Origin of the sequence: Komarekiella delphini-convector SJRDD-AB1 (genome assembly GCF_014831675.1) — a bacterium.
GTDB lineage: Bacteria > Cyanobacteriota > Cyanobacteriia > Cyanobacteriales > Nostocaceae > Komarekiella.
The window spans coordinates 155,998-175,735 of record NZ_VJXY01000004.1; the positions used below are offsets into that span (position 1 = coordinate 155,998).

The following is a 19,738-nucleotide window of genomic DNA, read 5'->3' on the forward strand; positions in this document are numbered from 1 at the left end:
ATGACTAATAGCAACCAACAACTCACACTTTACTATCCTTGTGTAGTCCAAATTCTAGATCAGTTTGTACAGACAATATCAGTTGAGTTTTGGATACACAATCCAATAAACGAAAAATGGAATTTGGTAGCATTGAAAGACAGTGAGTGCAACATATCGGGTTATACATCTGCGACAGCACCACGTAGAATGGCATATCTCAATGAAGAATATCTATCAATAGAAGCCTTTTTGCAAGCCAAAAAAGAAGAAGGTGTAGACTATCCCATTCGACATAAAAGAACTTATCTGACAGTTAAGGGTGCTGCATCTCACAAACTATTCTGGACATGGACAAATCCTCAGACCAATAAAATTGAACGCATCCATTGGCATCCTTTAGCTATGAAAGTAAAGGCAAGTGAAGATGACCGAACTGACTACTCAAATATAACTCCAGTCAAGATTGTAAATGGAAAATTAATTACACTTGAAAAGGACAATCTACCATCAAATAGAGCAGCTTTTTCGGAGTTTCTTGCAGACAGGGAAGAAAACCTCCGCCTTGCACTTGAAGCCCTAAAATCACCCAATCCTGATGCCGCACTTGAACTGCTAGCCATCATGGAAGAAATATCCAAAGACTGCTTCTACGCCAGTTGGATTATGGGCAATGGATACAATTTAGAATCAATTCTTAAATCATGGGATGGCACTAGCAACGTCAGCTATGGCGGTGGTGAAATCACACAGCAACAGTTAGCACTAATGCGCGTTCTTTCTGAACTATCCCAAGGTTGGTGGTTTTGGGATGAAGATCAGGACACTGGGGTAATTTTTCAAAGTTAAACTTACAGGGGAATCGCCTGATTATTTGGGCTGGGAGTATTGCGATCGCTGTACATGATCGGGAATGCGCTTACGATTAACAGTAGCGCATTTTTTACACTCAGTATGTCAAAGGTTAATTTTGAGTATGGGAAAGATGGCAATGTTTGAGGAAAGCCGCTGAGACAACTACTTCGATCTAAGAGTAAGCGTCTACACCTGTGTAGCAACTGGTTAATTTCTATTTTCAGTCGTTTTAGAGATAACTATCTCATACCCATTACTGAGTACTCAGTAATGGGTTATACTTACAACTCCATATCGCAATTCTGAGTTGGAGAAAATTGATATTGCCTTTGTCTTGCGGCCGCTATTTCAAAAGAGGTATCAAATTCAGTAGCCTTTGTTCCAAGTTTTAATTCCTCGTATAAAGGCACACCATCACCGTCATTATCACTCTTGAGAATCTTGGTCATGATATGAGCAGGGGCAACTTGCGCGAGGCGATTTACTACATTAGCAACAAACTCGTTAGATGCTTCGCAGCCATTAAGGTATCTAATCAAGGCATCAGCAGTAGCCTCAGTCATCTTGGCTGGGTTTTTTACCCCGGCTTCCAGAATAAAGTCATCATAAATAGCTTTCTCACTATCAGTAAAATTTTCCTTGCAAGCTTGTTGGATAATTAATTCAGCCTGCTGTTGTTGATTTAAAATTGTCATAGTGGTTTTTAGATGTTGTTAAAGGAGTAACAGATATGACACATTATGTTTGCGATTTGTATGGCAATACAAACTGGAAGATTCCAGTAGAAGAAGTCGCCGCTAGAACATTCAATACAGAACAAGAAGCACAACAATGGTTCCAAGAGAAGTGTTCTGATAACAGTATTGAATTTAGTGGCTTCCATGACACTGAACGCTACGTCACTAACTGGGTTTCCTGCAACGGCAAAGAAGTTGGTGAAATCACCAAACGCCCTACCTAATTCCAACAAATTCTATTAGAAATTCAGAAAATTGTTTGTACCAGACAATTTTCTTCATCAAATTTAACGCCATATTAAATGACGCTCATAGACGGACAGTTAATACGAGAACACGTAAAGCAAGAATGTCAAAAATACAAATCCATATTTCAAGCATCTCAAAAAGAAGTAGCAATCATCAGATTTGAGGCTTCAGAAAATGCCAGCAATGAATTAAGAGCTAGATATGAAGCAGCCAGAATCTCAGCAGTACAAAAAGTAGCTATTTTCAACGCTATTGGCATTACTCCCAATTATATTGTGCTATCACCTAATATCGCAGTAGAGCAATTTGACGGCATTGTTCAATCCATTAACGAAAACACCCAAGTCACTGCTGCTATTGTTCAATATCCAATTCCAGCGAAGTTTACAAGCTCAATTGGGCTATTAGAGCCACAAAAAGATATAGATATCGTCCGCAGACAAAGCAACAATTTCTTTGAAAGTTGTGCTACTGCTGAAGGAATCGCCAGAATTGTTGAATCCTACGCACAAAGGGATTCCAATGTTGCAGTTGTCGGCGGAGGTGGCTTTGTGGGCAATGGTGTCATCAAATATTTAGAAGCAACCAGAGTCAGTTGTTTCTGTTTGGAAGACGGCGATGATCTGACTAGAACTCAAGATGCTGACATTGTAGTATCAGTCACCGGAAGACGAGGAATTTTCACGGACTATGTACTCCCCTCTCATCGCTTAGTTGTCGATGGTGGCTTTACACCTACTGCTTCTGGTGCTGCTGGCGATGTAGACCGCAGTGCTTACAGCATCCCCCAGAACATTACGCCCGTCCCTGGAGGTGTTGGCCCGATAGAAATGGCAATTTTAGCAGAACGTTTGGTAAAAATGGATTTGGGCATAGAACTTGGAAAATGGAACTACCAGCAATTACAGCAAGAACAAATGCAACGCGCTACTATAATTGCCCCCATAGCTAGACTGTTCTTTGGGCAGCAAGCAACTGCCTATCCCCAATCCATTCGCACAGAAAAAGAAAACCTATTTGTCTTGGAAGGTAGTAACTACCAGATCAGCTTCAATAGCACCACGCAAAGTTTAACTGTTGCCAGAACCAATGAAAAGCTAACGCTGATTCGGCTAACTCTTGCAAGTAATCAAATTGAAACCGCCAGGGGTATAACCAACGAGGACGTAGCAAGATGGCAGCAAATTCAAACTGCGATCGATTCAACAATAACGCAATCAACTGATAGAGGTATAGAGCTTTGAAACTATCAATTATTACTGCAACCTACAATAGATCTATGCAGCTTGCATCTACTGCACTGCCAAGCATTCAAAGTCAAACTGACCGTAATTTTGAGTGGATTGTCATCAATGATGGCGCTAATCCTGATACTAGAGATATCATCAACAGCATTAAGGCAAGAGCTGATTTTTCCATCAGTTACATTGAAATGGAACACCCTGACCCTTGCAGTGGCTTTGGCTTGTGCTACGCTCGAAACCTGGGACTAGATGCAGCTGGTGGTGACATTGTTTCATACCTGGACGATGACAACAGCATTGCTCCTGAATTTGTTGCGTCAATGCGGCAGTACTTTGAACAACATCCCAATATCCGATACAGCATGGCAAGACAGCAGCGCCGCCGCGATGTCATCCGCAATGGTAGTGTTATTCGCCAAGGGAAGCCGTTTGTTTCGCCTAGCAATTGCTGCTCCCTACAGCAGCTTCTATGGCAACAAGAGATATTCGACAGCAATGGTTTCGTCCACTACCGAAGCAATGCTGCGAGATGGAACCCCCGGTTTCAAGTATTCGCGGACTACGAGTATTTGCTGCAATGTGCTTGCATCTGGGGTGAAGGTGGCTTTGGTTTCAATGACAACATCCTTGTTAACTACATTCAATCCTCTAGTGGTATTATTGGCAGTTCTAGCTACGAGCAATGGGCATCCGAGCTATTGCTGATTGTCGCTAATGCAGATAACTATCTTGTACTTCAAAACAATGCTATTGAACGCTTAGAGCAGCTTGCGGCAGCCTATAGTAACAAAGCACAAATCTCATTAACGCCAAAAGCATTTGCACTTCTTCCAATCTAAAGAAGCTTGTCAATAGTGCTTAACTCTAGTCCAAAGTTCCCCCTGCTCTGGTTAAGAAAGACGATGACGGGGGCTAATGTTAATCATCAAGAGCAAAATTAAATCAATAGATTTAATTTTCTCTAAAGTCAACTACGATACCCAAAAAACTTAGCAGTAAGGCTACCACAATTACTAAGAGTTACAGTTATGTTCAAGGGACACTATTTTGGGTAAAAATATGTATATAGTAATTCCATTTTATTTTTGAAAACCAAGTTTACTGAAAGCTTTGTGGATAAGGTTTTGATTATCACTATATTTAGCAAGACTCAAGTCAGATTCTATCGTTAATGTGGCAATAACAAAAACCACTACTTTTGACTAACGCCTACCTGCTAAAACAGCAAGTAGGTAACTTTTTATGACCCAGCTTGAATGGTTACAAGCAAATAAACAGGTTTATTCTAAAGAACATGGTGTTATCCATATCGCTGCTATCATCGAGAAAAATCTTTACTTCAAAAAGGGAAGTGTAAATCAAATTATTTTCGACTGGGAGCATGAGGTAAATAGTGGTAATTTATTACCTCTTAATCAAGCACCAACAGGTAAAAGCATTCTCTACCAAGAAATAGCAGCTATTCTGGATGGTTCAGGAAAACTACAAAATTGCGATATAATTCCTGCTCAAGAAGCTAAACTTTGTCCCATACCAGATGATATTCACCCTCTAGTTAAATATGCCCTGAGTCAGTCAGGAATTACACAACTATATTCTCATCAAGTCGAGGCATGGGAGGCTTACAAAAAAGGGGAAGATATCATTCTCCAAACTCCTACCAGTAGTGGTAAAAGTATCTCCTTTTTAATTCCAATCGTTCACGAGTGCCTAAAAGGTAAATCAGCTTTAGTATTCTTTAACTTGAAAGCACTTGCATTTGATCAGGTAGAGAAAATACGCTCGTTTGTTAGCCATCTAGATGAAGAAATTCGCCCCCAAGTTCTCAATATTAATGGTGATATTCCTCCCCATGAGCGTAAACAACTTTACAGCCATCAACCCTCGATTTTATGCGTGACACCCGATGTATGGAACCACGAACTGAACAACTATCAGTTCGATTCAAACTGGGGATTTAGGGAAACAATCAGAAAAATTTCAATCATAGTCTGTGATGAAGCGCATTTCTATCAAGGCATCTTTGGCTCACACTTTGCCCTACTTAATCGGCGAACTCAATTAATGATAGAATCTGCTGGCAATAATATTTCTAAATTGCAATACATATTCGCTTCTGCAACAATTAGTAACAGCAGCGAAATTGCCCAGAAGATATCCAATCGAGTAGAACAAAGCAATCTTGCTATTATCGACCAAAGTGGTGCAAAACGCTCGGAGATTACTTTTCTTAGCCTCAAAGCACGAAACAATACTCTTTACCAAACTGCCCAAGTTGCAGCTATGCTCGTAAGTAAAGGAATAGTCGGGATTTGTTTCTGCGATAGTAGAGAACTGGTAAAGGTTTTAACTAATGCCATTCGTAAAGCTTTAGTGGAGATGCAATTGCCTCACTTGGGAGAAACCATCTCAGCATTTTATGGCAGCATGAAGGCAAATCAGCGTAACAAAATTATTGCAGACATACAGTGCGGCAAAGTCAAGTTCATTATATCCACAAGTGCTTTGGAAGCGGGTCTGGATATCGGGTCTATTGATGCAACTATCGTACATAGTTACCCAGGCTCAATTCTTGCCTTTCGCCAAAGGGCGGGACGTGCAGGCAGACGAGAAGCAGGGCTATTAGTATTTATCCCGTCGAAAAGGTCGATTATGGACTCTTACTACGCCAATCACCCGGAACGCCTCTTATCTGACCCTCCAGAAATTATCAACTTTAACCACAATTATGAAACAATTTTGGAGCAGCACATTCTCGCCTGTTGCAAAGAAAGTAAACCGACACAAGCTCAAATTGCGCGGCATTTTGGTACTTCTGGCGATGCGATCGCACGACAGCTAATCGGTAATAATCAACTAATTTTCAGTTATAACCAAAAACTGACAACTAATCGAAACCTTGGTTATGTCCACTCAAAAATTAAATTCAGAGGCAACACTGAACAAAACATCAGTTATATCAATCAAGATAGTGCAGAAGAGTTTGAGGAAAGTTCGGCATCATCTGCGCTACGAGAAGTTTTCCCTGGTGCTATATATCTTGCTCAAGACTTTGACGGCAACCCCGTACAGTATAAATCACAAGAGCTAAATTTAACCGAAGGGAAAGCAATTCTCAAGCCAATTGAGGCAACCAACCTATTTAGTCGTCCCGAAGGAAGCCTAAATTTCGAGGAAATCAAAATTGCAGGGGAAGCCAAAATTATCAATCTTTCCCAAGGGGCAGCTAGATTTACACCTGTTTCAGCCAAAATCAAAGAAGAAATTTACGGGTACAACTTGTACAGGCTGGAACAAAAATGGACTTGCACTAATAACAGATGTCGCAACTTCAATTTAAATTTACCTGGACACATACAAACTTGTCCTGCTTGCAATACCCAACTTATTGAACGAGAATTTGTCGAACTCTTGGAGGAAAATAAATACAAGGAAGCATTTGCTCTTAACTACAATACATTCTGCGTTAGGGTTGAAATTAACGCTGATGGAAGAAAATATTTTTCAGCAGTGGTCAAAAATCTCCGAAAAGGGATACTCAACAAACAGAAATATATTTCCAATGAAGAAAAACAACTATTTGAAAGCAATGAAACTCAGATTTGCGTTCATACTCTCGCGCACCAACTTATGCTGAGTTTACCACTTGTCGAACATGGAGCAAACAGTCGAGATATCGATTTCATGTTAATCGAAGTACCATCAAATCGTAACATTGTAGGCTATTTCTTCGATACATGCGAACACGGTACAGGTATGTGCGATACTCTCATCAAGTATTTAGAAACTGCTTTTATTAAGGCAAAGTTTCTAGTAGATAATTGCCCTTGCAAATACGGCTGCTCATCTTGTACAACAATTCAACGCTGCCCTGATGATAACAAAGCACTGTTTAAATCAGTTGGGCTATCTTTACTGGAGGAAATAATCAATCCGACACAAACAAGAACCATTAATCAATAATTAAGATAATCCTACCCAAGATGGGTAGGATTATTTTTTCAGTAATTAAACCACATACATCGCTTACGCACAAGATTTATGAAAGTTTGTGAGAATAAGCAATGTACATCGAACTATTAGCCGACTCAAGTCAAAATCCTAAACGGTTTCAAATTCTCCATGCACCAACATATCTCCTCCTAGAAACAGATTTTAAGTTAGGAGATTTTGTTGAGTCTAATAGCATCGATTTTATTATCAATCATGCTGTCAATCTAGGATATGAAGTAAAAATATCCCATCCCAAAGAGCAAGACAATGAAAAATATACTCTCCCTCAAATCAGTGACGAGCTTGCTGATTTGATGATTAATTATCCATCAGACTTAAAATTGCAAACTAATGGGATGGTTTTTGAACAAAGGGCATATTTAATGTGTAAAGTTTACGATGAAGTGTGCCAAAATCTCGAATCAAAAGCTCTCTTAAAAGAAGCCGAATATTGGCTAATAAATTACGCACGAGAAGTAATTGCCAAACAATGCCATTACTTACCAGATATTCTAATGAAATTAGATAACCCAGTTGTTAGAGTAATGGCAATAGATACACTCATGCTCTGGCAGCCAGACTGGAAAAAGGCTATCTCCCAATATGCAGGAAGCAGATTTGAAGCTGGTAACAATGAGTTTGAGGTTATCAGCTACTATCACAATCAAAAAAAGAAGAGTAGGGAGGGGATAATGGTACTGTGCAAGGTAACAAAAACTATGAACAATTATCTTGAATTTCCTACGTTTCCCTTCAATACAAACTGTACTCTTGGCACTTATCAAGTCGAAAATGCACTGAAAAAAAGGTTGGCTTAAAACAGAAATCATAAGCTGAAATATCACTCATGAGTGACCAAGAAATCAATTATTTAATAACAGGCATTTGCACGTTTCATTGGAATGCTGACTTTCATAAATTCTGTGAAGTCTGCAACTTTGATCCCAATCATGATTACTCAAAGGAGAAATGGCAGCAGTGGCAACAATTTGTATCTGGCATAAAGGCATTTGACCAAAATACCCTTGCCAAGCTAGTTGAAGCAGGCCATCAGTTAGCACCGTAATCATAATATCAAACCACCACAGTCACTAACGCACCCGTGCATGAATTATCCAAATAACTAGTTATATGAATTCATGCACGCCCAAATCCGTCATTTGGTATCTTCGCTTGACAACTTACCCGAAGAATGGCGAATCGTCCCTACCTTTGGTAAACGTCCGCTAGGGAAAGAATGGGAAAAAAATACCTACTCTCCCAGAGAACTACAAGCCGAACTCGTCCGCCGCAGCTTAAAAGTTTGGACAAATAACAGATTGATCACCCCCACTGGTGTAGCCTTGGTATGCGGTTCCAATCATCCCCAAGGGTACTTAGTAGCTATTGACTGCGACGGGGAAACCTCCTGGCGACAAATTATCCAAATTAACGAACATACAGAACCAGAAGAACTTAACCAGCTAACAGCCGTCGAAGCAACCGATGTTCCTACGGAGTCGTTACACGATCGCGCTCAAAAATACCTTCCTCCCACAATTGCATTTACCTCTGGAAGGAAATATCGGAGCCAGCGTTTGTACCTGATCCCAAATTCAAAAGCTTGGGAAGTAAAATCTCGCAAAATTAAAACTGGGAAGGATGAACAATTGGAGTTTCGAGGCAAAAACCTAGCCTCAATCCTTCCCCCTTCCTTTCATCCAGAGGGCAGAAATTACAGATGGCTTCCCGGCTGTAGTCCATCTGAGCGCCAAATAGAAATAGCCCCCGACTGGGTAATTGCTCAGATGCTTGCCAAACAGGAGAAAGCAAGAAAGTTTAACCTACCCCAAGAAAAATATAACCGCAGATATGGGGTAGACAGATACGCTCATTTCATTCCCTCAATCGAGACAAATATCCAGACTGCACTTGTACTACTTGAAGTCATACACCCTCAATTTGCGGATGATTACCACTCGTGGATTCAAGTCGGGATGGCACTTCATAGTGTTAGTCCCATTTTATTTAAAGCATGGGACACTTGGAGCCAACTTTCTCCTAAGTACAAATCAGGCGAATGCGCCTACAAATGGCAGTCTTTTAACAAGACAGGTATTACTATCCGCACCTTATTTAGATTAGCCAATCTCTCTTAATCATGAGCAGTCAAATATCACCTGACGAGAATGTAACTAACCTTGAAGACAGTTACAGCAGTAGAGATTTTAATCCTGATATTCAGGAGAATAGCGATTTAGAAGAAACATTAGATGAATTAGTAAACACTGAAGTTATAAACCAAGATTCATCTACCGAGATAGATTTAGGTAATTCTGACACAAAAACCACCTTAATAACCATTCAACTAATACCAAATTCTGAAACAGTAATTGTCTCAATTGGAATCCAAGGCGCACCTCCAATTATCAAAATAATTAACCTTACTGAGATAACATCTCATCCTGTCATCAATAACTTGCTACAGGATTTAGAAAAATCTCTCCCAGGGATGTTAGATATCTGCAAGCAAAGGATGGAAAAGCAGATTATACATCAGAATAGACAGGAACAATCAAGACAAGTACAAAAGCGTAACCTGTCTGAAGATAAAGACAAAACACCCGCGCCTAACAACCAACTGTCACTATTTTAATTACCATGAAGTACATTGCGATTATCGAAGGACAAGAAATTCCTCTTGATGAGGCGATCGCCCAAGATGACAACACTCTCAAAACAGCCATTAGCGTCTACTTTCCAGAATATGCTAGTGCCGAAATTGAACGACAAACAACTGATGATACGGTTTCAATTCGTTTGGTAAAAAAAGCAGGTACTAAGGGAAGTCAATTCAGAGAATTGAAAAATAGTTCTGAAGAAATAAATTCTGCACTAAAGTTAGGGTGGCAGATAAAGCTTCTGGAGATAAAAAATCAAATTAGTCTCGAAAATTTAATTACCCTACAGCCTGAGATAGAAAAAGCTATCAAGCTCGGTCAAAATTGGGAAACCTACATCGAAAAAGTAACCCGAAGCCTTAAGCATCAACCTGCTGCCACGAGTAAATATCCCGTACTGTAATAACAAATTTATAGCCGCTATGAGTTATGGCGGCTGATTAATTATGCTTGCAAACATACAATCATTCAAAATACCCATTACTTGTATAACAGCAATTAACTACCTAGAAAATCTCTCCGAACGAGTTAACATCTTAAGTCTGTATCAAAAAATCTTCCCAGAACAATGGCTAGAATCAACCATTCCTATTGATAAACAATCACATCCAGAAAGTGCTTACTCTGATAGAGAAATTGAATTTATTAATCTGGTGAATGAAAATCTATTTCCAGTAGAATATATCGATGAAATTGAATTTAGTTCAGAACGTGATAGTATTCTGGTTTTACCACAAAGAGTTGAGTGGTGGAATGAAGACTTTGAGGAACTAGAATACTCCGAAAATTTCCTCTTGTCGTTGATGGGACAAGGGTACAGTATAAGCCAATGGAAACTAAATTTTGGTTTTACTCCTGATTACATTGCTTCAGCAGAAGAAATTTACTTCGAGAAGCTTGTCAAACTATGCCGTCGTTACAAAAGTCCTCTGCAATATTTAGATATAGCCATACGAATTATAGATTACTCGACTGAAAATATCTGGCTAGATATTACGTGTGAAACAAGTGACTGGCTAGAATGGACTTATGAAAATATCATATTTCTCGGTCAAAAATGGAAAGAAGCCGTCTCGATGATAGAAAAATCAAATGAGCTTACCCACTTGCTAGAAACATCTCTGCCTGCTCGAAAAGCAGCAGTCAGAATTTGGAACCAAGCATCAAAAGCATGAATATAGATACAAATGTATTGCCAATAATTGACTTAGAAAATGTTTCCCAAATACTGCTTGCCAATATTCCCCAAGATGATTTATTAGCGCAGTTAATTATCCTCAAAGGACAGTTTATCTTAGTCGAACGCGAAGGTAAAAAATTTAAGTATAAGTTTCTTTCTCCTGAAGCAGTAGAGAAAGCCTTTACAAGTAAAACTGCTGCATCTGGATGGCTTTCTAGCAACACGATTTGGTGGGGTAAAAATCCAGAGGGAGAGGCAATTATTCAGTTTTACTCTCCCCAAAAATATCAAATTCAAATTATGGGACAGGAAACAAAGGTAATTACTGTTCCCATGCCTGCATTTCTGTTTGCTGGATGCGGTAGTAGATATTACTTATGGGCAGTTAAAGGGAGGGTATTTAAACCAGACGCACAGCTGTACAAACCACCTCTGCCTAATGTTTGGGACGACTCTGGTATTTGCTTTGGCGGAAATTCTCTCGGTATGTGCAGTGCTGCAACTATAAGCCAAGCTTGGGAGTTGTTCTGGAAATCACCCTTTAATAAGGACTTGTCCCAAGGCAAGTCAAAAACTTATCCTGATGATATCTGCAATCAGCTAATCAAATTGCACGAGTCTAAAGTCAAATCCTACCCTTCAAGTGACCTTGTTCCCTTTCATAGCTGGAAAATCAAAACCCCAGAAGACATTATTAATCATCTGTTCAGTTAGCCATGAATGCCTTTATTAGTTATCACCTCGCTACAAGTAATAACTTTCCTCCATACAGCCAAAAACTTCAGGAATACTGGCTGGCAGCAAATGGACTTTTCTTGCGATCGCACCGCCGCGAGTTAGAGGTTTGCTTGCAAGTGACTCAAACTCAAGTTGCTGGACTCCAACCCCTTGAACCCTACTTTCGCCTGAAAGTCCCAAAAGTCCCCTCCTCAATAATCACTGATATTATCAATGCTGCTAGTATCAACCCCCAACAGGAAATCCTATTCTACTTGGGAGTGACAACTAACCAATGGTGGTGTCACACGCCACTGCAAACTGCGTCTTCTACTCACGTTCTATCTTTAGAAAGCGCACTCCATAAAAGCTATACAGATGGGCTAGTGGAAATACACAGTCATGGTACTCTAGCTGCTTACCCTTCAAGTGCAGACAATCAGGAAGAAAAAGGCAAATTTCGAGTGTTCGCGATCGTCGGCACACTGAATACCACTCCCACAATATACACCCGCATCGGGATATACAATCACTTTTTCGACATCAACCCCAATCAAATATTTGAACTTCCACCACAGGTAAAATGCTCGAATTAACTGCTTACCAACAAGCTTTACCCGTCTTACCTCGCAATCATACCCGTATCAATTTCATCTTAGTGGGAGCAGGAGGAACAGGGGGGTTTATTGCAGAAGACTTATGTCGAATAATCCTGCAACTCCAGCGCACGAGGAAAGAAATCAACTTTACAATCGTCGATGGCGATACTGTCGAACTTAAAAATATCACCCGCCAAAATTATCAACAAGCTGAAATTGGACTACCAAAGGTACAAACACTGGCTGCAAGATGCAGCGCTAAGTATGGAATTGAGATTACAGCCATTTGTGACTGGTTTGAAGAAGACATGATTCGCACCACCAATTCATGGAACACCCTAACAGTAATTATTGGTTGTGTGGATAACAGCGCCGCCAGGAGCAAAATTCACTCAGTTCTCAAACTGAACAGTGCAAATGAGCCAGCATCGCTATTTTGGCTGGATTGTGGAAACAGCAACCACTCCGGCCAAGTAGTAGTTGGAACGCACTCTAATTTTGATATAGTTCAAGCTGCCAATAATCCAGACAAACCTAAATTCTGGTTGCATCTTCCCTCTCCGGGGCTGGTTCACCCGGAACTGTTAGTTCCTCAACTGGAAGAACTCATAGACAACAACCTCTCATGTGCAGAAATTCAAGCACGAAATTATCAATCGCTATTTGTCAATAAAATGACGAGTGCGATCGCAGCCCAGTACTTACTGGAATTAACCCTCACCGGAGGGTTGAAAAAGTTCGCCAGTTATTTTGACCTCAAAACAATGTCAACCCGAAGTTTATACGCAAGTATCGACAATCTCAAAAAATACTATATACCGTAGACAAATCACCACAAGTAGCTCACGCATATTTATCCCAAAAAAAAATTTGGGATAGATTTTTATGAATCGATTCAATCACAAAACACTTGAGCTAGTCGAACATCATCCAGAGTCTTTATCGACGAAAAATTATTCTCATCTCACTGTAAAAAGTGAATCCGAAGTTGCTGGAGGTCAGTTTCATCTCGTTATGCAACAAATTGGTTTAGGGCTAGCAGTCGAACCTTTCTTAAAGGAATACCCCCAAATTAATAACTGGGTTGATAAGGTAAAACCTTTTATAAACATTCTTGGAAACAAACAATGGAGCGCCCAACTTCAATATTTATATCACGATATCCTTCTCTATAGCGAGTGCGACCTCATTATCTATGGTGAAAATCAAGTAGTTGGGTTTGACTGGACAATTCAAAAACCTCTGAACTTTGAAATCCTTGAGAGCAAGTGGCAAACCCAATTGAGATTATTTCTCCTTCACGAACGAAGTGGAATGCCATTAGAACAAATTAGCCTAGTTTACTTGTTCATAAATACTGATAGTATCTATCAGTTTACTTATTCTGATAAGAAACATTTGGCTTTCAAAGAACGGTTAGAAGAAACACTCGCTCCTTTTATAGGAGACAACAATGAAAAGAAACATTTAGCCGATAAAATAACTCCTCAAGAAGCACATGATAAATGGCTGGCAAGAGAAATATCAACTACAGAATATTTAGCAGCAATTCCTGAAGTGGAATTATGAATCCAACAGAATTAAATATCACCAAAATCGAACTCACTTCTAACAATGGTTGGACGCTCAATATCCTCTCACACCGGGTAGCAACTATTACTGCTCCCTTGGGAAACCGAAAAACCAGCTATTTCGGGTTCGATACCAAAGAACAAGCCGAAAAATTTAGAGATTGGCTTCTCCGAAAAAACAAATGTAGTAGTGCAGTTATCCGTCACTCAGAACGATTAGCTACTGAATGGGAGGTAAAAACTTGGAATGTACCAACCTCCCTAATTCTTAAATGCGCCGTTAAAGATTTAAAGGAATCTAGCAATGCAACTATCTCTACTGAATCTGTCTTACAACGAGGATAACTCATCACTAGATATTTTCAATATTCCTAACTTAGAAAAAGCAGAAGCTCTCCGCAAGCTAGCTGCCTCAATACAGTCAACTATTGACCAAAAGAAAAATCCTGCTATTGGAAATCAAAGGGCAACAAAGCGCCGTAAAACCATAGCTCAAGGCATAATCCAAGAAGGGATTGAACTTGAGATTATCCAGTCTTGGCTATTTGCGATCGCACAAATGTGGGAAACAGGAAATATCCCACCAATACTACGCGGTATATCTCGTAAATCACAGGTGGAAGTGCTATTTAGGATTTCTCAAAGTGGAGAAACTAGCCAGAAAGTCCAAGAAATACTAGAAGGCGAATATTACCAAGACTGGGTAAAATCTCTCAGTCGCGCAGGGTTAAATACATCAGGCGAAATCATATCAGCAATAACAGCAATTCAACAGGTAGTAAAACCTGAAGCAATTGATACTACCAAACAACAACTTAATAAGCTTGAGTTAGAAATCATTGGTATGAAATCTGGAGATTTCTTCCCTACTCCCAAACCAGTCTGTCAACGGCTTGTTCAACTGGCAGATATTGAACCAAATTGGCGAATTTTAGAGCCTAGCGCTGGTAGCGGAAATATTGCTGAGTATATCACTAAAACCTACTCCAATGTTCAACTAGAGGTAGTTGAGGTGAATTACAACCTACGACAAATTCTAGAACTAAAAGGATTTAATCTCGTAGGGAAAAACTTTCTGGAGTTTAACCCCAGTCATTTATACAATGCCTGTATCATGAATCCTCCATTTTGCGAACTTGTCGAGCATATCTATCAAGCTTGGAAGTTAATTACATCAGGTGGTGTATTAGTTTCAGTCGTCCCTGAATCGGTTTTCTTCAACCGGAAGTATCAAAGCTTCAAAGAGTGGCTACAGAGTAATAAGAGCTATGTCGAGTTGGTAGATAAAGATGCCTTTTTGAGTTCAAATAACCCTACAAATGTAGCTACTAGAATCGTCAAAATAATTAAACCATAGTGTACTACAAGCGTATGGCGTACTGCCAAATTGATGAAACTAGGTATGTCACGTACATCTTCCCTAAATGGGGAAAGTATACGAGATACAAAACCCTTACACAGCAAGAATTAGAACTAGCAGTTACTAAGTGCAAGCTTGCTGGTTGGAAAGTCAGTAATGTCACCAAACTTACTAATAAAATGCTTGAAATTAAACCCCAACGAACAAGGAGATAAATATGGCAATTGAAACTATTGCTTCCTACAGATTTATTCCTGGTAAAGATAGTCACATAACAACTTATGGCGCACCTGAAGAACAAACAGTTGCAATTCACAATTCAAACACAACATCTGTGTCACTAACTTTCACAACTGAAAATACATCTGTTCTTAGACAAATCATCATCAATCTTCAGCAAATCTATCAGACACTTTTAAATACCAAAACTGGAATTATTCAGGAAGACACTTACATGAACAACTTTACCGAATTAAAGAAAGAGTGCATTGAGAACAGCACTGCAATAGGGTTTCCTTCCACAAGCGATTGTGAGGTTTTCTCGATTAAAGATTCTAAAGTTTAAATGATGAAACCTGTATCTAAATAGCGAAAAATTAATAAATATTTCAAGTCGTCTTTATAACAGACGATTTTTATTTTTTACAACGGCTTTTTGCTTGACGCATTAAAAATTGATTTCAATTAATTAAAATTATGGCAAGAAATCAAACAAAGCCTACTACTGAAGAAAGCACAGTCTCAGAGTCTGAACCTCCTCAACAAACCGTTCAGAATGGGGCAAACATACAAAAGCGTAAATCAGCTATTTCTAAATTTGCCAATCCTGAGTACAATGCGCCGATTAGCAATATCTGCATCTGCCAAGTCATCAACCACATGGAAGCAGAAAAAGTTGGGTTGTTTATAAAAGATAAATATTTAGCAGCAATTAACTGGCAAGGACAAGAACCAACACACAAGCACACCTTCTCCAGTGGTACGCCAGAAATGGGAGTATTGTTGCAATCGCCCAGAATGCACATTCTTGATGTTTCTCCCAGATATATTGAACAGCGCGATGATGGCAAAATTGTGGGGGTGTACGAATCACCTGATGGGTACGAAATGTACCAAGCACTCGGCAAAGATGCCGCAGTATTGAGACGATTCTACTTGTTGCAACTTGTCGATGAAAATAATAACAACCTGCATTCAGTACCAATTGTCTTATCAATCAAAGGCGTTGCATCATCAAAATTTGGCGAGGCTTACAAGCAATTCCAACGCGAACTAGAGGTTGCATTCGCCCGATTTACTGATACAACTGTCGCTGAAAAACGTGCAGAGTTTCATCGCCTTGGTGCATTTCAACCCACCTTCACACCATCCCTTGAACCGAAAGAAGCAGTTAACCAAAGAGATAAATCTTGGGTAGCAGTTGTCACTTCCTACAAATCACCAAACCCCGATGGCAGCGATTTTCTCGAATTCTTCTCAGAGGCCAAAGAAATCGATATCCAAACAACAATGCAGGCAAATCCCGAATTTTCTCACCGCATCGGTAAAACATCAACCGTTGTAGCAGAACATAACCGCCTCATAGGTGCAGCCGATATGCCAATAGCAGCACTTCCTCCTAGTACAGGAGGTCATGACTATACAGCATACAGTACTGAGATGGAACAACTGCCTTACTAAAACAAACTACCTCATCTAAGCAAAAAGGGTGCTAGAAATAGCGCCCGTCAAGGAATCATCCACTAAAAACCAAGTAACAAATGAAACTAACAATTGAACAATCTAAACTCGCAGAAATTCTAGAAACCGCTTACCTCGCAATCAGTCCTAAACCCACTGACCCAATTTTAGGAAATATCTTACTGATTGCAGATGAAGACGGGATAGTATCAGCAACAGGTACAAACCTTAACCTCACAATTCATACTACAACCACCGCTAATGTCGAAATTTCAGGTCAGGTAGCACTCCCTGCCAAACTATTAACTGACACTGTTAATAATGTCAGAGGAGAAATTACCCTAGAAGTAGAAAACCAAGCCTGCATAATTACTCACAATAGCGGTAAGTGCCGACTAATTGGGGGAAAATCTGACGAGTTCCCAACACTTCCCAAGGGGGAAAACCCGACGGAGATAAACTTAAGTGCCAAGAAACTCCAAGCTGCCCTTGAAGGGACACTCTATTGCGCCAGCAGCGACGAAACAAAGTTGGTTTTAACTGGTGTCAACTTTAAAATTGATACCAACAAGTGGCAAGCTGCTAGTACAAATAGTCACAAATTAGCGCTAGTAACAGGAACACTTGATAGCGAATATTCTGACCCAATCAACTTCACTGTTCCAGGTAAGTCACTTAGCGAGTTAAACAAAATTCTCTCTCAAAGCGCTGATACGAGCGTCTGCAATATTCTTCTATCAGATAGAACTATCGAGTTTAGCCTTCCTAATACAAAGCTCATTTCCCGACTTCTGGAGGGAGAATATCCCAAAATCAATAGCTTGATTCCCCGGTCGTTTGAGTATGAATTTACATTAGAGCGCAAGGGATTTGAGAGCGCGCTGAAGCGGGTAAGTTATCTAGCCGAACGCAAGCAAAAGGTTGTCAAAATCCTCTGGGAATTGGAAGCTACACAGGCAACACTATACACCGAAGCTACTGATATCGGGGATGCAGTTGACTCGGTACTGATGAAATCAGTAACTAGTAATTCAGAAAACATCAGTATTGGATTAAACATCGACTACCTGATCGAAGGATTAAAGCATATCAGTACCGATGAAATCGTGGTGCGGTGCAACAAACCCACGCAACCAGTCATTGTCTGCCCGATGGGAGGGCTACTCAATCAGTTGTATCTGGTAATGCCTGTAGAAATCAAGCAGGGGTTTGAAAAGGTAAATAGCCAAAGTACAAAGGCAAAAGTTAGCACTCAAACTGAGTCTGGCACTGAAGAAGTAACAAATGTGGCACAGGCAACTGACGATAGTGAAACTCCTCAAATAGAAACGCCAACCGTAGTAGCGAAAGATACTAACAAAGGGAAGTCAACTTCACGATCGCCACGAACGAAAAAAGAAGCGGCGACTGCCTAAAAAATCAAACTTCCTACCAACCACACTGGTAGGGAGTAAATAAAACACCCGTTTATCATCAAAATTATGTACCAACCACTACATCTCAAGTACCGCCCCCAGACCCTTAGTGAAGTAATCGGGCAGGAACATATCGTCCGCACTCTCATAAATGCGATACTCCCAGGAGGAAGTCACTCCGCGATCGCTAAACGCCCGCCTTCTCCTAAAGGAGACGCGCAAGGGACGGCGATCGCACTCCAGAGGATTGCACCCGCCTACCTATTTAACGGCCCCAAAGGCACGGGCAAGACTAGCACCGCCCGCATCATGGCTAAATCCCTCAATTGCCAGTCAACCCAGGAGCCGACAACCAAGCCCTGCGGAGAATGCAACTCATGCAAGGGAATTACAGCCTCTTCTTCCTTGGATGTAACTGAGTTAGATGCTGCCAGCAATAGCGGGGTAGAAACAATCCGCGAGTTAATTTCCACTATCCAGTTTGCACCAGTTGAGGGAAGGTACAAAATTTTCATTATTGATGAATGTCATGCCCTAAGCAGTCAATCGTGGCAGGCGCTTCTCAAGACAATTGAAAATCCACCTCGTCATGTAGTTTTCATCTTCTGCACAACTGAAATACACAAGGTTCCTGAAACTATCATCTCGCGCTGTCAAAAGTTTGATTTTAGGAGAGTAGGGCTAGAAACACTTGTTCAGTATTTATCAGAAGTTGCCCAGAACGAAAACATCAACATTAACGCAGCTGGTATTTGGGCGATCATCAAGTCTTGTGGAGGTTTTATTCGCAACTGTCTTGTATTGCTCGATCAATTGAGCAACCTGGGAGTAGATGAAATCACACCAAACTGGGTTTGGGAATTATCAGGTGTCGTTCCCGAACACGACCTACTTACCCTAACCGAAAATCTTGCTAAAGGGGAGGTAACAGCTAACTTACAAATCCTCCAAGACTTAATTGAGTATGGCAAAAACCCATTCGTCATCTACTCAAGTTTAACTGGGTTTCTCAAAGACCTGCTAGTGGCTAAAACTGCTCCTGATAATAGACAAATTACTCAACTGGAGGAAGACACTTGGCAGGAACTCGTTACTATTTCTCAGATGTGGGAACTAACCCAGATTCAGGCAAGTATTGCCCTGTTAATGTCAAGACAACAGTTAATGCGTGACTCGGAGGCAGCTAAACTTTGGTTGGAAGCGACACTCATTGAGTTAAGCAATATCAAAGAAGAAAAACAACCTTGGACTAATTGGAAAACAATCCAAGATGCTATCAATTGGGGTAAAGAACAACTCCCACATTTATCCCAATCTGAACTCGAAAGGCATTGGAACAATCTTACTCCCATTAAAGGTAAAAAAGCACCTGCGTGGGTACAACTGGTACAAGAGCTTCAGATGAAGTCTCAATTACAAACTGCCTAATTCAAATGTTCGTCACTTTGTAAAAACACTTACTTTCCCCAATAAAAACTTTGGGGAAAGATTTTTTCAGA

Annotated in this window: 22 protein-coding genes; 21 read left to right on the forward strand and 1 reads right to left on the reverse strand. The window is 40.3% G+C overall.

The genetic code is table 11. The features are described 5' to 3' along the window. Nucleotides 1–828, forward strand: a complete 828-nt coding sequence (locus FNW02_RS05870; protein WP_225225459.1) for a hypothetical protein — start codon at nucleotides 1–3, stop codon at nucleotides 826–828. Nucleotides 829–1,115: 287 nt separating this feature from the next. On the opposite strand, the gene FNW02_RS05875 is transcribed toward FNW02_RS05870, so the two are convergent. Then, nucleotides 1,116–1,529 (reverse strand): hypothetical protein, encoded by a 414-nt coding sequence (locus FNW02_RS05875; protein WP_191756620.1) that lies wholly within the window; start codon nucleotides 1,527–1,529, stop codon nucleotides 1,116–1,118. Between the two features lie 35 nt (nucleotides 1,530–1,564). On the opposite strand from FNW02_RS05875, the gene FNW02_RS05880 reads away from it, so the two are divergent. The 20 genes from FNW02_RS05880 to dnaX all read left to right on the forward strand — a co-directional run bounded on the left by FNW02_RS05880 (nucleotide 1,565) and on the right by dnaX (nucleotide 19,667). Continuing rightward, nucleotides 1,565–1,795 carry a hypothetical protein gene (locus FNW02_RS05880; protein ID WP_152591072.1) on the forward strand — a complete coding sequence of 77 codons (231 nt, stop codon included), beginning with the start codon at nucleotides 1,565–1,567 and terminating at the stop codon, nucleotides 1,793–1,795. A gap of 78 nt (nucleotides 1,796–1,873) precedes the next feature. Next, entirely contained in the window at nucleotides 1,874–3,064 is a 1,191-nt protein-coding gene (locus FNW02_RS05885; protein ID WP_191756621.1) for a bifunctional 5,10-methylenetetrahydrofolate dehydrogenase/5,10-methenyltetrahydrofolate cyclohydrolase, read from the forward strand. Continuing rightward, nucleotides 3,061–3,903: a glycosyltransferase family 2 protein gene (locus tag FNW02_RS05890; protein WP_191756622.1), complete on the forward strand. Its 843-nt coding sequence runs from the start codon at nucleotides 3,061–3,063 to the stop codon at nucleotides 3,901–3,903. Before FNW02_RS05885 ends, FNW02_RS05890 begins: the two co-directional genes overlap by 4 nt. A gap of 403 nt (nucleotides 3,904–4,306) precedes the next feature. Further along, entirely contained in the window at nucleotides 4,307–7,027 is a 2,721-nt protein-coding gene (locus tag FNW02_RS05895) for a DEAD/DEAH box helicase (protein ID WP_191756623.1), read from the forward strand. Nucleotides 7,028–7,128: 101 nt separating this feature from the next. After that, nucleotides 7,129–7,875: a hypothetical protein gene (locus FNW02_RS05900; RefSeq protein ID WP_191756624.1), complete on the forward strand. Its 747-nt coding sequence runs from the start codon at nucleotides 7,129–7,131 to the stop codon at nucleotides 7,873–7,875. Between the two features lie 29 nt (nucleotides 7,876–7,904). Continuing rightward, a complete protein-coding gene (locus FNW02_RS05905; protein ID WP_089131523.1) occupies nucleotides 7,905–8,123 on the forward strand; it encodes a hypothetical protein in 219 nt (72 codons plus the stop codon). A 73-nt stretch (nucleotides 8,124–8,196) separates the two neighbouring features. After that, nucleotides 8,197–9,195, forward strand: coding sequence for a bifunctional DNA primase/polymerase (locus FNW02_RS05910; RefSeq protein ID WP_191756625.1), 999 nt, complete (start codon nucleotides 8,197–8,199; stop codon nucleotides 9,193–9,195). Between the two features lie 2 nt (nucleotides 9,196–9,197). Beyond that, nucleotides 9,198–9,692: a hypothetical protein gene (locus FNW02_RS05915; RefSeq protein WP_191756626.1), complete on the forward strand. Its 495-nt coding sequence runs from the start codon at nucleotides 9,198–9,200 to the stop codon at nucleotides 9,690–9,692. A 5-nt stretch (nucleotides 9,693–9,697) separates the two neighbouring features. Then, complete coding sequence (locus FNW02_RS05920; protein ID WP_191756627.1) at nucleotides 9,698–10,120, forward strand: hypothetical protein; 423 nt, start codon at nucleotides 9,698–9,700, stop codon at nucleotides 10,118–10,120. Between the two features lie 43 nt (nucleotides 10,121–10,163). Beyond that, a complete protein-coding gene (locus FNW02_RS05925) occupies nucleotides 10,164–10,892 on the forward strand; it encodes a hypothetical protein (RefSeq protein ID WP_191756628.1) in 729 nt (242 codons plus the stop codon). Continuing rightward, entirely contained in the window at nucleotides 10,889–11,611 is a 723-nt protein-coding gene (locus tag FNW02_RS05930; protein WP_191756629.1) for a prokaryotic E2 ligase family D protein, read from the forward strand. The genes FNW02_RS05925 and FNW02_RS05930 overlap by 4 nt, the downstream gene beginning before the upstream one ends. A gap of 2 nt (nucleotides 11,612–11,613) precedes the next feature. Further along, a complete protein-coding gene (locus tag FNW02_RS05935) occupies nucleotides 11,614–12,210 on the forward strand; it encodes a Mov34/MPN/PAD-1 family protein (RefSeq protein ID WP_191756630.1) in 597 nt (198 codons plus the stop codon). Next, complete coding sequence (locus tag FNW02_RS05940; RefSeq protein WP_191756631.1) at nucleotides 12,198–13,037, forward strand: ThiF family adenylyltransferase; 840 nt, start codon at nucleotides 12,198–12,200, stop codon at nucleotides 13,035–13,037. Before FNW02_RS05935 ends, FNW02_RS05940 begins: the two co-directional genes overlap by 13 nt. A gap of 61 nt (nucleotides 13,038–13,098) precedes the next feature. Next, on the forward strand, nucleotides 13,099–13,782 hold the full coding sequence (locus tag FNW02_RS05945; RefSeq protein ID WP_191756632.1) for a hypothetical protein: 684 nt from the start codon (nucleotides 13,099–13,101) through the stop codon (nucleotides 13,780–13,782). Beyond that, the gene (locus FNW02_RS05950) at nucleotides 13,779–14,129 is read left to right on the forward strand and encodes a hypothetical protein (RefSeq protein WP_191756633.1); all 351 of its coding nucleotides are present in this window, start codon (nucleotides 13,779–13,781) and stop codon (nucleotides 14,127–14,129) included. The genes FNW02_RS05945 and FNW02_RS05950 overlap by 4 nt, the downstream gene beginning before the upstream one ends. Further along, a complete protein-coding gene (locus FNW02_RS05955) occupies nucleotides 14,089–15,141 on the forward strand; it encodes a DNA methyltransferase family protein (protein WP_225225460.1) in 1,053 nt (350 codons plus the stop codon). Before FNW02_RS05950 ends, FNW02_RS05955 begins: the two co-directional genes overlap by 41 nt. Before the next feature lie 220 nt (nucleotides 15,142–15,361). Further along, complete coding sequence (locus FNW02_RS05960; protein WP_191756634.1) at nucleotides 15,362–15,709, forward strand: hypothetical protein; 348 nt, start codon at nucleotides 15,362–15,364, stop codon at nucleotides 15,707–15,709. A gap of 131 nt (nucleotides 15,710–15,840) precedes the next feature. Continuing rightward, nucleotides 15,841–16,824: a DUF5895 domain-containing protein gene (locus FNW02_RS05965; protein WP_191756635.1), complete on the forward strand. Its 984-nt coding sequence runs from the start codon at nucleotides 15,841–15,843 to the stop codon at nucleotides 16,822–16,824. A gap of 80 nt (nucleotides 16,825–16,904) precedes the next feature. After that, nucleotides 16,905–18,239 (forward strand): DNA polymerase III subunit beta, encoded by a 1,335-nt coding sequence (gene dnaN / locus FNW02_RS05970; RefSeq protein WP_191756636.1) that lies wholly within the window; start codon nucleotides 16,905–16,907, stop codon nucleotides 18,237–18,239. Between the two features lie 66 nt (nucleotides 18,240–18,305). Further along, on the forward strand, nucleotides 18,306–19,667 hold the full coding sequence (gene dnaX / locus FNW02_RS05975; protein ID WP_191756637.1) for a DNA polymerase III subunit gamma/tau: 1,362 nt from the start codon (nucleotides 18,306–18,308) through the stop codon (nucleotides 19,665–19,667). Nucleotides 19,668–19,738 lie beyond the last annotated feature (71 nt).